The sequence below is a fragment of the Halobacillus sp. A5 genome (assembly GCF_024189315.1).
Lineage (GTDB): Bacteria > Bacillota > Bacilli > Bacillales > Halobacillaceae > Halobacillus_A.
Map to the genome: position 1 here is coordinate 30343 of NZ_JAIZEO010000004.1, position 16064 is coordinate 46406.

The 16064-nt window shown below is 37.7% G+C and carries 15 protein-coding genes and 1 pseudogene; 3 read left to right on the forward strand and 13 right to left on the reverse strand.

The window, feature by feature from the left end; genetic code table 11:
- Positions 1-160: 160 nt before the first annotated feature.
- From LF822_RS15445 to LF822_RS15455, 3 genes are all read right to left on the reverse strand, one after another.
- Positions 161-1843 carry a restriction endonuclease gene (locus LF822_RS15445; RefSeq protein WP_253924986.1) on the reverse strand — a complete coding sequence of 561 codons (1683 nt, stop codon included), beginning with the start codon at positions 1841-1843 and terminating at the stop codon, positions 161-163.
- Between the two features lie 672 nt (positions 1844-2515).
- Positions 2516-3646 carry an MFS transporter gene (locus LF822_RS15450; RefSeq protein ID WP_253924987.1) on the reverse strand — a complete coding sequence of 377 codons (1131 nt, stop codon included), beginning with the start codon at positions 3644-3646 and terminating at the stop codon, positions 2516-2518.
- Positions 3647-3662: 16 nt separating this feature from the next.
- Positions 3663-4037 carry a PaaI family thioesterase gene (locus LF822_RS15455; protein ID WP_253924988.1) on the reverse strand — a complete coding sequence of 125 codons (375 nt, stop codon included), beginning with the start codon at positions 4035-4037 and terminating at the stop codon, positions 3663-3665.
- Between the two features lie 116 nt (positions 4038-4153).
- Here LF822_RS15455 and LF822_RS15460 point away from each other — a divergent pair, with 116 nt between their 5' ends.
- Positions 4154-4912: an IclR family transcriptional regulator gene (locus LF822_RS15460; protein ID WP_253924989.1), complete on the forward strand. Its 759-nt coding sequence runs from the start codon at positions 4154-4156 to the stop codon at positions 4910-4912.
- 40 nt (positions 4913-4952) lie between these two features.
- On the opposite strand, the gene LF822_RS15465 is transcribed toward LF822_RS15460, so the two are convergent.
- The 8 genes from LF822_RS15465 to LF822_RS15500 form a co-directional block, all read right to left on the reverse strand.
- Positions 4953-6836, reverse strand: coding sequence for a TRAP transporter permease (locus LF822_RS15465; protein WP_253924990.1), 1884 nt, complete (start codon positions 6834-6836; stop codon positions 4953-4955).
- A gap of 72 nt (positions 6837-6908) precedes the next feature.
- Entirely contained in the window at positions 6909-7877 is a 969-nt protein-coding gene (locus LF822_RS15470; RefSeq protein ID WP_253924991.1) for a TAXI family TRAP transporter solute-binding subunit, read from the reverse strand.
- Positions 7874-8749 (reverse strand): 3-hydroxyacyl-CoA dehydrogenase family protein, encoded by an 876-nt coding sequence (locus LF822_RS15475; RefSeq protein WP_253924992.1) that lies wholly within the window; start codon positions 8747-8749, stop codon positions 7874-7876. Before LF822_RS15475 ends, LF822_RS15470 begins: the two co-directional genes overlap by 4 nt.
- A gap of 16 nt (positions 8750-8765) precedes the next feature.
- Positions 8766-9959, reverse strand: coding sequence for a thiolase family protein (locus LF822_RS15480; protein ID WP_253924993.1), 1194 nt, complete (start codon positions 9957-9959; stop codon positions 8766-8768).
- A 23-nt stretch (positions 9960-9982) separates the two neighbouring features.
- The gene (locus LF822_RS15485; RefSeq protein WP_253924994.1) at positions 9983-10756 is read right to left on the reverse strand and encodes an enoyl-CoA hydratase/isomerase family protein; all 774 of its coding nucleotides are present in this window, start codon (positions 10754-10756) and stop codon (positions 9983-9985) included.
- 38 nt (positions 10757-10794) lie between these two features.
- Positions 10795-11559 (reverse strand): enoyl-CoA hydratase/isomerase family protein, encoded by a 765-nt coding sequence (locus LF822_RS15490; RefSeq protein ID WP_253924995.1) that lies wholly within the window; start codon positions 11557-11559, stop codon positions 10795-10797.
- A 26-nt stretch (positions 11560-11585) separates the two neighbouring features.
- Positions 11586-12368 carry an enoyl-CoA hydratase/isomerase family protein gene (locus tag LF822_RS15495; RefSeq protein WP_253924996.1) on the reverse strand — a complete coding sequence of 261 codons (783 nt, stop codon included), beginning with the start codon at positions 12366-12368 and terminating at the stop codon, positions 11586-11588.
- 29 nt (positions 12369-12397) lie between these two features.
- Positions 12398-13606, reverse strand: coding sequence for a CaiB/BaiF CoA transferase family protein (locus LF822_RS15500; protein ID WP_253924997.1), 1209 nt, complete (start codon positions 13604-13606; stop codon positions 12398-12400).
- A gap of 276 nt (positions 13607-13882) precedes the next feature.
- Between LF822_RS15500 and LF822_RS15505 the strand changes: the two are divergent.
- Positions 13883-14253, forward strand: a pseudogene (locus tag LF822_RS15505) (ATP-binding cassette domain-containing protein); the annotation flags it as partial.
- On the opposite strand, the gene LF822_RS15510 reads toward LF822_RS15505, so the two are convergent.
- Both LF822_RS15510 and LF822_RS15515 read right to left on the reverse strand, forming a co-directional pair.
- The gene (locus LF822_RS15510) at positions 14241-14471 is read right to left on the reverse strand and encodes a hypothetical protein (RefSeq protein WP_253925478.1); all 231 of its coding nucleotides are present in this window, start codon (positions 14469-14471) and stop codon (positions 14241-14243) included. The pseudogene LF822_RS15505 and the gene LF822_RS15510 sit on opposite strands and share 13 nt — an antisense overlap.
- Before the next feature lie 229 nt (positions 14472-14700).
- Positions 14701-14883 (reverse strand): hypothetical protein, encoded by a 183-nt coding sequence (locus LF822_RS15515; protein WP_253924998.1) that lies wholly within the window; start codon positions 14881-14883, stop codon positions 14701-14703.
- A 488-nt stretch (positions 14884-15371) separates the two neighbouring features.
- Between LF822_RS15515 and LF822_RS15520 the strand changes: the two genes are divergently transcribed.
- On the forward strand, positions 15372-16040 hold the full coding sequence (locus tag LF822_RS15520; RefSeq protein ID WP_253924999.1) for a site-specific integrase: 669 nt from the start codon (positions 15372-15374) through the stop codon (positions 16038-16040).
- Positions 16041-16064 lie beyond the last annotated feature (24 nt).

A 16064-nucleotide genomic window follows, 5' to 3' on the forward strand; every position in this document is an offset into this window, starting at 1 on the left:
ATTTTGAAAACCTAAAAATATTACTTCATCTATGACTTTTCTACTCACGTCCCATACTCAGTCCTAGTTCTGCTTGCATCATTTCGAGTAGTTAGAGACTACTTCAACCACAAAAATGCAGAGCAATGGTTTAATTGCTCTGCACCTTTGTAATAGTAATTTATTTTTTGTCCATCTCTTTTTCTTTGAGTTCCTGTTTCGCCTCTTTTAAATCTATTTTTGCTTTATGTCCATGCCTTTCTAATAAATGCAACAAATTATTACCATTTAATAAAGTCAATGGCTTATCTTTAGCAAATGAATAAGCATCCGGGCCATAATCGGCTGTAGAAACTAAAATACCCTTTGTAGCACCTTCGTTCATAACTGTTCCATACAAATCACGAACAGCAGAAACTCCAACTACATTAGTATATCTCTTCGCTTGTATTACCATTTTTCCACCTCTCAATGGGTCAGGGTCGAAAGCAACTGCATCGACTCCACCATCTTTACTGGCCCTGGTAATTTTCACTTCTCCTCCAGCTTGGTTAAATTCCTTTTCAAACAACTCACGAATCAGATTTTCAAAGTCCTGCCAATCCATAGCCGCTATATTCTCACTCTCATCAATGCCCCCGGCCACTTCGTAAGAAGAAACAAATCTAGGATCTTCTCTGTCTATCTTTATTATTGGAGCCACCGGAGATAAACTATGTAGCTTACTGCTTCCTATTCCTTTTAGCTTTTTAAAGCACATTTTGGGATTCACTTGTTCTAAATTTATTTCCAAGAATTCTTCTTTACTAGCCTGAACAGATAAAATACAAGCATTAACTGCTTGCCCCGTTGCTTTATCAACGGAATTTACCCATCCATTAAAAACAATTGCATCCAAAGCGTCTATTACATCTGCTTCGAATAATTCGTGTAGAGATCTCAGAGTCATATTATACAACAAGCCATCGTATAGCTTTTTTCGAGCCGCTTCAGATAAGTGAACATCTTTAAATTCATTTCTGGATTGAATGTATTTTACTTCTTTCAACGTAGGTACATCTTCAGGTGAAGGCAATGAATAATCAACTATCATTATTTTAGTTTCAGGATTATAATCTATATCAAATTCTTGTGGAAATTCATCAGGATAAACCGAATTTGATAACACCATATCACAATAATCAATGATAGCTGTAGGTTTCTTATTTAAATAATTTTCTTTTTGCTTTTCAATCGCTTCATTCTTTTCATCACGGGAAGTTTCAAATAATACTTTTCCTTCTTCCCACTCCTTTAGTTTCTTTTTATAATTCGTTTTATTCTCATTATTTTTTTCTTTCGCCTCATTCTTTTCGGTTTCCCATTCACTCAATGCTTTTTCATAGTCCTCTTCCATAGCTTTTTCTTTTTTCTCTTTCATACTAGGAAATATTTTATCTAAAAGCCCTAATTGAGGTTGAAATTTTTCATTGTTTTTATTAGGTCTTGGAGGGGAATTTAATTCTGTAGGAGATGTAGGTTGAGGTTTATCAAATTCCCCTTTATCCTTTAAATTTTCCCAGTCTATTTTGTCATCAACACTCAAAGTGTAGAGCAGAGTTTCTTCTATCTTTTTAAGTTCTTCTTCAGCTTCCTCTGTTTGTTGCAAAGCAAACATTTTTTTCTCTTCTTTTTCTTGTGCCATCTTTTCTCGCTCAGCTTTTTTAGCCTCTGCTTCTTGCTTTTTTTCCCACATATCTGCCCATTGATTTCTTTGAGCTCGTGCCTTCTGCTCTACTACATATCGATCCGAACCTCTTATCACTCGGTATTTGTTTAAACCACTGTGTTTAACTTCTACTTCATGAACATTTCTGTACGCCATATTATTCCTCCTATATTTGTTTATGCATTACCCAGTCTAGTACCTAAGACAATTTTACCATTAAATATTTTCAGTACAAAACCCTCTATTACATAATGAATATGGATCATTATTCTAAAGTATTACAATGCTAATCATTCAAAGAAACATAAAAAAGGCAACACTCAGAGGGTTAGTTGCCTTTTCTTCTAATGAGTTGCGAGACACACTCCACGTGATTCGTCTAAGGTACTCCTTTTAATTGCATTTAATCACTTTTAATTACACTGTACTTTGAGTGATACCAACCAAATGTAAACAAGTTTTCGTCCTATGAATTTTATTGCCAATTTACCATTACGTGGTCAAATGTGTGACCACGTGACCGTTTTTTAATAAGAAATTATTCTCAAGAATAACCCGGTTCTTGAATAAAGGAGAAGCTAAAAATTTAGGATGCGATCTTCAGCTATCGCCCCCCGATCGTAAAAAAGACTAGAATGAGTCGGATGATTTAAGTTGAAGTTTAGCCTCTCAACTTAAGCAACAAAAAAATGACTAATAAGGTTCTCTTCTAACATAAAATATTCTCTCTGATTAATATACAGAGTGTAAGGAATAGCTTAGACAAATATTGTATTGATTTATATATTTTATTTCACTTCCATATAATAACTCACAAGTATTTTATAATTATTCAGCATTTATCTTCTTACTCATAATGGCACATAGCGTTAATGGCAATGCACTAAATATAAATATATAACCTAGCCCCATAATTGCAGAGATACCAGAAATGAATAAAGGGGTTATTGTTTGCGATAGCCTATTCCCAGCAATTCTTATTGCTAAAGATTCTCCCATTCTTTCTTCAGGTGCTAAGTACACAGTTATCATAATGGTAAGCGGCTGTACAATGCCAAGACCAATGCCAAAAATGGCTGATACAGCAGCAATACTTATAAATCCCGTTATAAAAGACATAGAACCGTAGGCAATTGCTCCTAAAAACATAAAGAAGCGTAAAACTTTAACTTTTCCATAATGGTGGACTAGCATGGGGAGATATAATCTAGTTATTATACTTGCAAATGATTGAATCGTTAGAATCCAACCAATTTCAGAAGGACTGATTCCTATCGAGTTAGCATATAGAGGAAAGAAAACATAAAAGATATCTAAAACAGCTAAATTTAACATACTGATTAAAAAAATATTTTTCATTCCCGGGATAGTGATAACATCTTTCACTCTGCGTTCTTTTTTTGTTATTTCCTTGGAATTCACGGTTGATTTAATGAATATTCCAACAATTATCAGTCCAATTGTTATAATGAAAAAAAGAAGATAGGAAGCTTTAAATCCTATATGTTCTGAAGAGTAACCGCCTATTAGTGGGCCTAACATCATACCACTTGAAACAAATAGACTAAAGGTTGCGATCGCGCTGTCCCTTTTTTGAGAAGAAACTGATTTTGTTAACCCATTCTGGAGAGCTACTAATGTTAGAAACTGAGAACCTCCGAGTAATAATTGAGAGGCATAAAGAGTAGTTAAATTCGGAAAAAAATAAGGGATTACAAGTGCCAGAATAAGCCCTGAAGCTCCAAGCAGTATGGGGATTCTCTCACCAATCAAATCGACTAATCGTCCTATATTTACGGAAAGCAGTAAAGGTGTTAAAGAATAACAGGCAGTGAGTATACCTATTTCAGTTACCGATGCTCCGAGTGAATCTGCAAATAAAGAAGTCATTGGACGAACAGCAGATATAGGCAATAGGACAAAGATCGCAGCAATTAAGTATAAAAAATATTTATTCATGGGCAACCCACCTAATTTATTTAACAATCATATAAGTGGCCGTTCCGTGAGCGACTACTTTCCCGTCTTCATTTTTAATTTGAGCCTCTCCTACAATAATTGATTGCCCTTTATTTATTATTCTTCCTTCACCTATTAATTTAGAACCCGTAGACGGACGCAAATAATTTACTTTCATTTCTACTGTGACTGCTGCTTTTTTCTCGGGTAATAGGGAGCGTATAGACGTTCCTACAGCAGCATCTACCATAGTGGCCAGTACTCCGCCATGTACCGTACCATGTCTTTGAGTAAGCAACCCTGTAACCTCTAACTCTATTTTAGAAAGTCCGTCTTTTTTAAAAACTTCGGTAAGCCCGATATGATTCCAAAATGGATGGTCAGAATTCATCATCTCACTCCTTTGTTGACCATTTTGCTTTACAAAATCTACATAAAGATTTATACTTAAACCGATTATCGGATTTATAATCCGATATATAAACCATAATGAAGGCAGGTATCTAAATGGTAGATAAATCAACCTCCCAAACTCTACGAAGAGGATTATTAGTGCTAGATTACTTTCAGGGAAAAGATGCAGAATACAGCGTTAAAGAAATTGCTAAACACTTAGACATTTCCTCAACCGTCACCTTTCGACTAGTGAATACTTTAGTCGAAAGCGGTTATCTAGAGAAAAATGTAAACAGCGGAAAATACAGATTAGGATTTAACGCATATAAATTAGGCCTGAGTGCTGACCCTCATTTTAGTCTTCAACAATTAGCTCTTCCATTTCTAGAACAAGTGGCTGAAAAAACTCAAGAAACCGTGAGCATGTATGTCGTCAATCCGCTTACTTTAAACGGGATTTGTATTACATCACTTGAAAGTCCACAAGAAATCAAATTCTCAACTCCTGTGGGGACAAGCCGATCTCTGTATCGCGGTGCATCTAAGAAAGTTATGCTGGCATTCATGGAACCACCCCAGCAAGAACAAGTTTTTCAAAGAGCTATTGCGGATGGGTTCACAGATATTGATGAATTAAAAAAGGATTTAGAGAAGATTAAAACAGATGGCTTTGCACATTCAGAAAGTGAAGTGTACAAAGGAGCCGTAAATGTATCGGTACCAATTTTATCATCGAATGGCCGTATTCTTGCTGGCATCTCTATTACTTTCCCTGTTTTTAGAAAAGAGAAGGATACAGTTACTACTTTTTCTAAATACTTGATCGATGCAGCAAAGCAAATCGAAAATTCTTTAGAAGTAGTCATGTAACTTCAATCATTAAAAATCCCCGAACGATACGGGGATTTTTTTACTGTGCTTCTTCTTTGCTATTCGAAGCGTAAACGTTTGTTTTCACTAAATATACATATCCAACAAAACATATAGCAAGTGCTATACCTATGGTATCTGTTATTGATTCAGGGAATATCAGTAACAAAGAAGCTGCCAATGGAATTACTCTTTCGATAAGTGTTAAGCTTCTTCGCATCCAACCCACTGTAGCGGATGATAACAAGATGACTCCCATAAGGCTGGTAGTAAAGGCGAGTATGATGTCCAGTCCATCTCCTTGAAACAATAGAGCTGGTCCATATACGAACATAAATGGAATAATAAAACCCACCAATCCAATACGTAATGAAGTAAAACTAGTAGCCATCGGATTACTCCCGGCAATACCAGCAGCTGTATACGATGCAAGGGCTACTGGTGGTGTTATAGGAGCAAGACAAGTGTAGTAATAAACAAACATGTGAGCAACAATGACTGGCAGCCCTACTTCCACCAATGCTGGTGCTGTTAGGACACCTAATAAAATATAAGCTGCAGTGGGAGGAAGCCCCATACCCAAGATAATACTTGCCACTGTGGCAATGAGAAGTGTGAGAAAGAAGGAACTATCAGCAATTCCTATCATAAGACTCGTTAATGTAATCCCAATTCCTGTTAAGTTTACTATCCCTACGACGATTCCTGCTGTTCCACAGGCTACGGTTACCATCAGCATGCCTTTGGCTCCCGTATGAAGAGCATCTAAAAGAAAACTCCATTTAATGGTTTTTCTTTTAAAAATAAAAGTTGAGATAACAAGAGCAACTATTGCCCAACAAGCAGCTCTCATTGGGGAAGAGTGGACAATCATTAGCATATAAATTAGTACGGCGAGCCCAATATACAAATGAACGCCCTGCTTTGCTACTCTCTTCAAATCAGGCAATTCTTCTTTCTTAAGCCCTTTCATATTCTTTTTTGCCGCTTCAAAATCTACTGAAAAATAAACAGAGAGAAAGTACAACAATGCTGGAATTAAGGCAGCAATAATAATTTCTGAATAGGGAATTCCTGTCATTTCAGCCATTACGAACGCACCCGCCCCCATAATCGGTGGCATGATAGCCCCTCCGGTTGAAGCAACAGATTCCACTCCTCCTGCAACCTTGGGTTTGTACCCCACCTTCTTCATGAGAGGTATGGTAAATTGACCGGTTATACTGACATTGGCTACTTGACTGCCTGAAATTGTACCCGTTAAGGCACTTGCAAGTACAGATACTTTAGCAGGACCACCTCTAAACTTCCCGCCAATAGCAAATGCCATATCTACGAATAGTTTCCCAGCTCCCGTCGAATTCAAAAATGCTCCAAAAAGGATAAACAATGCGATAAAAGTAGCTGCAACTCCTAATGTAGTCCCCCAGATGCCATTTGTGGACATGTATACTAGAGATACCATTCTTTCATAAGAAATCTCTCGTATTGAAAACATGCCGCCCAATAGATATCCATAAAATCCATATGCTAAGAATAGAACTCCAATGAATGGTAAGATCCAGCCCGTTAATCTTCTAGTAGCTTCCAAGAGAAGAATGATTGTTACACCTGCAAAAATTTGATCGGCTAAATTAGGGTTTCCTACTCTTTCAAACAAGTCGTAATAAGTGGAATAAAGGTAAATCCCACTGGCTAAAGCAAGAATTACAGCCAGATAATCCAACCAACGAAATTTAAAAGATTTGCTGATAGGGTATATCAAAAAAATGATCATTAATACTAAAGTTAAGTGAACGCCTCTTTGCAGCATTGGAGTTAATACTCCAAACCCGCCTGTATATAATTGGAACAATGAGAGAATTAATGTTAAGGGGAAAATAATCTTTTTTACTATGCCATACTCTTTTATTGAACTAGTCAACCTAACCTCTCCTTTCTATGAATAGGATAGCTACTGTTATGGGTTAAGGAACCGCTTACAATAGATGGTGTATTATTCAATGATACCCTTTTCTTTAAAATATTTTTCTGCGCCGGGATGTAAAGGAATTGTATTACTTGCGGCATTTTCCACTGTTAAGTCCTTAACTGCACCATGTGATTCATTAAACGATTCTAAGTTCTCAAAAAGTGCTTTTGTGAATGAATACACCACTTCTTCTGAAGCTTCATTTGAAGCTACAACTTGAGCATTAACAGACAGAGTCTGTACTTCTTCATCTACTCCATCGTATACTCCTGCCGGAATTGAGTAGTTCTCAAAGTACGGCATCTTACTTGAAATCACCTTTCTCTCCTCCTCAGATAAAGAGATCAGCTTGATATCTTCTGTTGTCGATAAATCCATAATGGATGCATTGGGACTTCCAGCCCAGAACATAGCGGCATCGATTTGATTATTTTTAAGGGCGTCAACAGACTCAGAGAAGGAAATAAATTGCGGGTTAATATCGTCATAAGTAATACCTAAATTTTCAAGGACCTTTTTTGTTTTTACTTCATTTCCGCTCCCTGGCTCTCCTACACGAATAGACTTTCCTTTAATATCCTGAATAGAATTTATCGGTGAGTCGGCACGTGTTAAGATGGCAAGAGGCTGACTATAAGCGGCGAATACTCCGCTAACATTTTTAGGCTCATCTTTAAAGAAATCTTCCCCTTCATAAGCGTCTGTCGCGACGTCGCCGCCGATAATAGCAAATTCGGAATCGTTTTGCTGAAGAAGATTCACATTTTCGACGGACCCTCCTGAGGCTTGATTTGTTAATTTAATATCTTTCTGCTTGTCATTTACTATTTTTGTGATAGATGCGCCGATTGGATAAAGAGTGCCTCCCGTATCCCCAGTAGTAATCATTACATTTTTAGAACCGCCATTAGCATTAGACGCTCCAGAACAACCTGTCATTATTAAAATTATACCTATTGAGATAAGCGTAAGGATCGCCTTTTTAATAGTCATGATTGGACTACTCCTTCTTTTATTTTATTTGGATAAGTAAAAATACCAGCACCTGTTTTCTTACCTAATTTACTTGCTTTCACATACTTGGTAAGCAGTGGACATGGACGATATTTCTCTCCAAGCGTTTGATAAAGGTATTCCATATTACGCAGCCTTGTATCTAATCCTACTAAATCGGCTAACTCCAGGGGCCCCATAGGATGATTTAACCCCAATTTAATGGATTTATCAATATCCTCTGCAGAGGCCACTCCCTCCATGAACATATTCATTGCTTCATTTCCTATCAAACAGTTCATTCTGCTCGTTATAAACCCTGGAAACTCATTGACTTCCACAGCTTCTTTTTTTAACTGTTCCGCTATTTTAATAACAGAATTTACCGTTTCATCTGAAGTATCAAGCCCTTTGACAATTTCAATAAGTTTCATTTTATGAACAGGGTTAAAAAAGTGCATAGCAATGACCTTATCAGGACGCAATGTTTGTGCCCCTATTTCTGTAGGGCTCATCGTAGAAGTATTGGTCGCAAGTATCGTATGTGGCGGACATAATTGATCTAATTCCTTAAAAACTCTAATTTTCACCTCCATAATTTCCAATACTGCTTCTATAACAAGGTCTGCATTATGAACGGTGTCTTCCAGATCTAAAGTGAAGCTCAGATTGTTTTTCCCCTTCTGAACATCTTCTTTTGTAATAAATCCTCGTTCTTCACTTTTGGACCATTCCTCATAAATATAGTGTTCAGCCTTTAAGAGAGATTCTTGTTCTATATCATTTACGGTTACCTTAAACCCGTTTAGTGCGGCTACATACGCAATGCCTCGTCCCATCGTTCCAGATCCTATGATGGCAACTTTCTTCATTTCTCTGTCCTCTCCTTCAAATTCTTAAATTTTCAAAAATGGTGGTAATCCCCATCCCGCCAGCTATACATAAAGTAACCAAGCCATACCTTGCTCCCCTGCGCTCCATTTCGTGAACAATTTTAGTAGCTAGTATCGCCCCTGTGGCTCCTATTGGATGACCTAATGCAATCGCGCCTCCATTAACATTTACTTTGTTTAAGTCAAGGTTGAGATCCTTAAGAACGGATAAAGCTTGCGCAGAAAAAGCTTCATTTAATTCAATTAGATCAATATCTTCTATAGTAAGATCACTTATTTTCAGGGCTTTTTTTGTAGCTTCTACAGGACCGATTCCCATGATATCCGGCGATACCCCTGCACTTGCATGAGATAGAATTTTTGCTTTAGGGGTGAAACCTCTTTCCTTGGCAAATGATTCATTCATTAAAAGCAGCGATGAAGCTCCATCATTTCTCCCGGATGAATTTCCTGCTGTAACGGTCCCTCCATCTTTAAAGACCGGTTTTAGAGATTGTAATTTCTCAAATGTAGTCGTTCGTGGATGTTCATCTTGATCAAATTTGATCGTTTTCTTTCTTTCCTTTACTTCATACGGCACAATTTCATCTTGGAAAAGACCGGTGTGAATCGCTCTTGCTGCTAGTTCCTGACTTCGCAAAGCAAATTCATCCTGTTCCTGCCGTTCAATACTATATACGCTTGCCAGATTTTCTGCCGTCATCCCCATCGTTAAATTTCCAAACTCCTCAAAAGGCTGGGAATTGGGCTGACTCTCTGTATTAGGATCAAGCAGCAAACCGTTCCCTGATCGATATCCAAACCTGGCGTTACGAATGTAGTAGGGTGCCGTACTCATGCTTTCGGCTCCTCCTGCTATCATTACATCGCTGAGCCCCAGCTTAATTTGCATATCTGCATTATTAATCGCTTGCAATCCTGAACCACATTGCCGGTGAATGGTATAGCCTGGTGTTTCATTTGGGAGACCTGCACGCAATAAAGCAACTCTTGCCATATTGGAAGCATCAGAGCTTTGTTTTGCCTGTCCCAAGATCACTTCATCTACCATATTTTCTTCAATCCCCGACCTTTGTATCGTCTCTTTTATTACTTTTGCAGCTAAATAATCTACTGGAACATCTCGAATGGTTCCTCCTAATTTTCCTATAGGTGTTCTTACAGACTCAACGATCACTGTATTAGGCACGTAGTCTCCTCCTTCCAAAAATTTTATTTGATATGAAAACTAGGTTTTCTTTTTTCCAGAAAAGCTCTAGTTCCTTCTTCTTTTTCCTCGGATGAGAAAGCAATGGTTTGAGCTAATTTCTCGATCATTAATCCTGTTTCCAAATTCGTATTAGCACCCTGGTTAACCGCTATTTTGGCAAGGTGAACAGCTAATTTCCCCTTAGACAAAAGAGATTGCACTAAGTTATCTATCACCAGTGTAAGGTCGGATCCCTCAGCTAAATAGGTAATCAATCCAATTTTTAAGGCCTCCTTGGCATCGATGACTTTCCCCGTTAACACCATATCCAATGCCCTTCCTTTACCTATAATTCTACTTAACCTTTGAGTACCGCCTGCCCCTGGAATAATACCTAAATTCAGTTCAGGAAGACCCATTTTAGATTGCGCGGCTGAAACTCTAATATCACAAGCTAAAGCTAGCTCAAGTCCGCCTCCTAGTGCATGACCATTTATAGCGGCAACCGTAACTTTAGAGGATTGTTCAACCTTTTTGTAAATGCTCTGTAATCCTGGAGCGAGGGCCTCTAGCATCGTTCTTTGATACAGCTCTTTTATGTCCGCGCCTCCAATGAACGCCTTTTCCCCTGCGCCTTTTATAATAATAATCCTAAGGTCCGGATCACTATCAAATTCTTCAAAAGCTTCTTGAAATTCTTCTAAGGTCGCATGATTAAGTGCATTTCTAGCTTCTTCTCTATTAATAATGATCTTCCCAACAAATTGATCAACCTCTTTTTTTATATATTGAAACAAACTTTTCACCTTCTACTGAATAGTTTTAAACCCTAAACCTATCTACCTTTCCAAACTGGCTTTCGTTTTTCTATAAAAGCTTGAGCTCCTTCCAAACGATCTTCGCTTTCATAGACATTCGGGCCGATATCCAACTGCAATGCTTGAAACAGAGGGACATCCATTGTTTTCCATATCGTTTCTTTTATACGCTGTACAGATAAAGGAGCACAATCACAAATTTGTTCTCCAATCTCATGTGCCCGTTTCATTAATTCTTCATTGTCACTTAATACTTCATCTACCAGCCCTATATTTAAAGCCTCTTCACTTGAAATAAGCTGTCCCGTGTATAGCATTTTAGCGGCTAGGCTTGGAGAAATTAACTTTGGCAGGATCGTAGCGCCAAATGTAGCCCCCATTCCTCGTTTTGCTTCCGGCATTCCCAATTTACAGTCCGAACTGGCTAGACGAATGTCGCTGGCCAAGGCAATTTCACAGCCAGCCCCTACTGCCGCTCCATTAACTGCTGAAATGATAGGTTTATAGGTTTCAATCATGGCATTAAAAAGGCGGCCCCTTAGAGGTTTTCGCTTAAAAGCCTCTGGGTTTTCTTTAGACTCTTTTAAATCTCTTCCACTGCAGAAAGCTTTTTCACCTTTCCCTGTAATAATCAGCACGCGTGCGTCATTGTCTTCCTTATATTCTCGTAAATAATCTAATAAGTTATCAGACATCTCAGAATTAATAGCATTTCTTTTCTCAGGGCGATTTAAATACAGGTATGCGATTTGTCCTTTTTTCTCATATTCTATTAAGCTCATCTCAACTCTCCTTCTAAATAGTTGATTTATACCCCTCTAAAAACAGGCCTTCTTTTTTCTTTAAAAGCTTTTACTCCTTCTTTATGATCCTCTGTCTCTTTAATAATGGAGTAGTGAGAAGACATTAAATCCAATGCGGGTTCAAGCTCCATCGTTCTTGAATATTTGACCGCTCTTTTCGTCATTCTAATAGCCACCTGTGGTCCAGAAGCAATTCTTTCGGCTAAGGCCATGGTTTTTGAAAAGAATTCTTCTTCTTCGTACAAATGATTTACCAAACCTAACTCATAAGCCTTCTCTGAACTAATAAAATCTCCCGTCCACAATAGTTCTAAAGCTTTTGCTTCTCCGACAATTTGAGGTAAGAAGTACGCTCCTCCATCTCCCGGGACAAGACCGACTCTCACATAACCTTCGCTCACTTTAGAAGCGCTTACAATTGTGCGGAGATCACACATTAAAGCCATGTCCAATCCAGCGCCAACAGCAGGACCATTTATAGCTGCTATAACAGGTTTATCAATATTTTTTAGAGTAAGAGGAACACGATGAATATTCTTCCAGAGCTTGTTTTTGTTATCCAGAGCCGTCTGGTCTTGTTTCATACCTCCAACATCACCGCCTGCACAAAAGGCACTCCCTTTTCCTGTCACCACAATGACATGAACTTCATTATTTCTCTGGGCTTCCTCCAGCGCATCTACCCATTCATCAATCATTTGTCCATCTAATGCGTTTTTCATTTCCGGCCGGTTTAATGTAATGACCATTATATTTTTCTCTATACTGGTTAAAATTTTTGACTCCATAGCATAACTTCCTCCAATTTTATTGAAATTTATTGGACCGCCTTTTCCTTTGTCAGGATTACTTTTTTCTGATGTAGAGATTCTAACTGATCATGCGATAGACCAAGCATATCCTGAAGGACTTCATCCGTATGTTGACCGAGAAGAGGAGCTGCTATCACTTCTTCCAATGTTGAATCTGACAGACGGATCGGAGAACCAGGCACTTTAATATTTCCTGCTTGTGGATGTTCAATTTCGCGGATCATTTTTCGATACTTCAGATGGGGGTCATCAGCTACTTCGTCTATAGACAATACAGGGGCATGAGGGACATTTGCTTCAATGAGAATATCGGATATTTCCAGCTTCTTTTTATCAAAAGTCCAGTTAGTCACGATTTCATCTACCAACTCTGTATGGGCGGATCGATCAATATTCGTTTGGAAACGCTCATCTTCTAAAAGGTCATGTTTATCGATAACTTTTAATAGTGATTGCCATTGTCTGTCTGCCACACAGAGAATCGCAATATAACCATCACTTGCTGCGTACACGTTATATGGGGCTGTGGCCATGCCGCTATGTTGGTTGCCGGTCCTCTGAGAAACCTTCCCCCCACTGCTATAGTAAGCACCCAAGGCTGAAGCCAATGTAGGATAAATAGTGTCATGCATGGAAACCTCAATCAATTGGCCTTTTCCTGTTTTTTCCCTTTGGTAAAGGGCTGTGGTAATTCCTCCGAATAAGTGAATGCCGCCAAGAAAGTCACATAATGCCGGGCCAGCTTTTACGGGTGGTTTATCCGCAAACCCTGTTGTAGCCATCACTCCACCCATAGCCTGAATCGTTAAGTCCATGGCAAGCCTTTCCGCATATGGTCCTTCAAGGCCATAACCTTTACCAGAGGCATAAATTAAACTCGGATTCACTTCTTTTAAAACTTCATATCCTAGTCCCAGCCGGTCCATAGCTCCAAGAGAAAAATTCTCGACCAATACATCTGCTTTTTTTACTAGATTTAGAAACAGCTCTTTTCCTTCTTCTGATTTAAGGTCTATAGACACACTCTTTTTATTAGAGTTGAGCATAAGCAGCTCATGACTATCCCCCTTCCTTCTAACTCGAAGGTTTTCTCCTTTTAAAGGTTCAATTTTAATAACCTTCGCTCCTTGAAAAGCTAACATTAACGAACAATAAGGTCCGTTATAGATCTGACCTAAATCTAAAACTACAATATCTTCTAATGCTTTTTTCATCCTATCCCTCCTAGCAGTTGTTTTGACAGGATCCAACATCTTTTTATCCGATTATCGGTTTGTTAATCCTATAATCGAAATTCTAGCACACTATCTTTAATAATTCAAACAAATTTTAGACAATTCATAATTTTTAACTTTGTTGAAAAGACGTTTAGTGTCGAAAGCTCAAGAGTAAAAAATATAAAAAATACGAATCACCTATTTAATACAAGGTGATTCGCTATAGAAGTTCTCATGAACCTTTTTAACTGCTAAGTTCATTCGTGATATGCAAATGGTGCTGGTAAGAGCACGTTATTATCCATGGTTTCTCGACTTATTTCGAGGGACCAAGGTTCTGTTCTTTTGGATGGGAGAGATATCACCACTATTAAGAGTAATGACTTAGCAAAGGCCATTTCTACTTTAAAGCAATCTAACAATGTAAATATTAGAATAACCATTCGAGAATTGGTCAGCTTTGGGAGATTTCCTTATTCCCAGGGAAAGTTAAGAAAAGAAGATTGGGAGCGAGTAGAGCAAGCCATACATTATATGGTATTAATAAAGTTACAAGATAAGTTTATTGACGAGTTAAGTGGCGGACAGCTTCAGCGTGCTTATATTGCTATGGTGCTGCACAGGATACTGATTACATACTTTTGGCTTCTTTCCTTTCACTAGGTTTATATGGATAAATGGAAAGAATGCTATCTTTCCTAAATGAACGTATTTCCTTTTTTATATAACAGTATCCAAGGATATGTTCTTCTTCATTCTTCACTGTTCTAATTACTCGGTATGTTAGCTCTCCTTGTGAATCCATATAAATCATTTCAAGCTTTATTTTTTCTTCACTAGCTTTGATTAACAAACTTTCCATGATTTCACTTCATATACGAACTTTTGTTCTTATTATATTCATCCTGAGACTTTTTAATCAATAAAAGATTCCGTTAGTTACAAAATAAAAAGCCCACCATTAATGTGAGGTTTCTCTTAATATTTTTTCTCAGTTGCATATATTCTCTGAGCAAGCAGATTATAAGTATCATATTTTCCTGCATCAATGTCAGAAAGTTTGCTAAGTAAGAAGCTTTTTGCGTGGTTATCTAGGGTGGGGATCTGCGACTGAAGGACTTTACGGAAGGGTAGTTCGGCAAATACTCCATAAGAATGTAACGATCATTTTCTCCCTTTTTAATCTTCTTAATGGTAAATAAAATATTGATATCTCCGTTAACCGGATAGTCCAAAGGATATCCAAAACCTGAATCCATAGTTACTTTTCCCAATTCCACACCTCCTTTAGAACTATATATTATACAAAACTTTATGTAATCCTTTTAAATCCGTAAAAAATATAGTCTTTTTTTCTATTTCTCTAACAAAGCAAAAAGCCTCAACCAATAGGATGAAGCTCTTTCTGTATAAGCTAATTATTGCTTAGCAAATTCCCTAAATAACGTCACCTACTATTTTTCAAAAGGAACAGGCTGATAAAGCAAAAGTGTAAAATCTAATCAAGCGAAAACTGTAAACTTAATTCTAGCGTTTACCCGAGGTATAAGGTTGCTTACATCATGCCGCCCATACCCTTTTTGACAACAATATCTATCAATAAAAAATGAAATCCCTTATATAAAAGCCCTTTCAGCTAACCAAGATACTTTTTTGATAAATAACACATGGATGGACATGAGTATTATCCAGTCAAAATCCAGTCATTTAAACAGTGCTTTAAAACGGTTAGTTATATGAACCGCTGCTCCCGCGTAACCCAATGGAAAAAGTGGATATTCCTAGAGGGAGAAGGAGAAAACCTCTTACGTGGTCGGTGGAAGAAATAGAAAGGTTCCTACACTTCGCTAAATATGAAAACATTAATTACTATACTGTTTTTCTGACATTCATTTATACAGGGTTAAGACGTGGTGAATTATTGGGGTTGAAATGGGAAGATATTGATCTAGAGAATGAGTTAATCGAAGTTAAGCGAAACCTCATCTATGATAAAGAAGGGTTTCGATTTGGAGAGCTTAAAAATGAATCCTCTTATCGGACAGTTAAGATTGATGAATATGTCACCAAAGAATTGAGAAAACATAAAAAGAAACAGAGTGAATTTAAACTGTTACTCGGCAAAGAATACGACCATAATTACGGTTTAGTATTTTGTCGTGAAGACGGCCGCCCGATTTACCCAAGAACCCTGACTACTATATTCAATCGGCTAATTAAGAAATCAAAAGTAACAAAAATTCGCATTCACGATCTGAGGCACACCCATGCTTCATTAATGTTAGAAGCAGGAAATTCATTAAAAGATGTCCAAGATCGTCTTGGTCACAAAAGCATAAAAACAACTGGTGATATTTACGCTCACGTAACTGAAAATATGAAAACTGAATCAGCTGAAAAATTCGGAAATTACCTCCGAAAAAACATATGAGTGGTCAAAATGTGACCACTCACG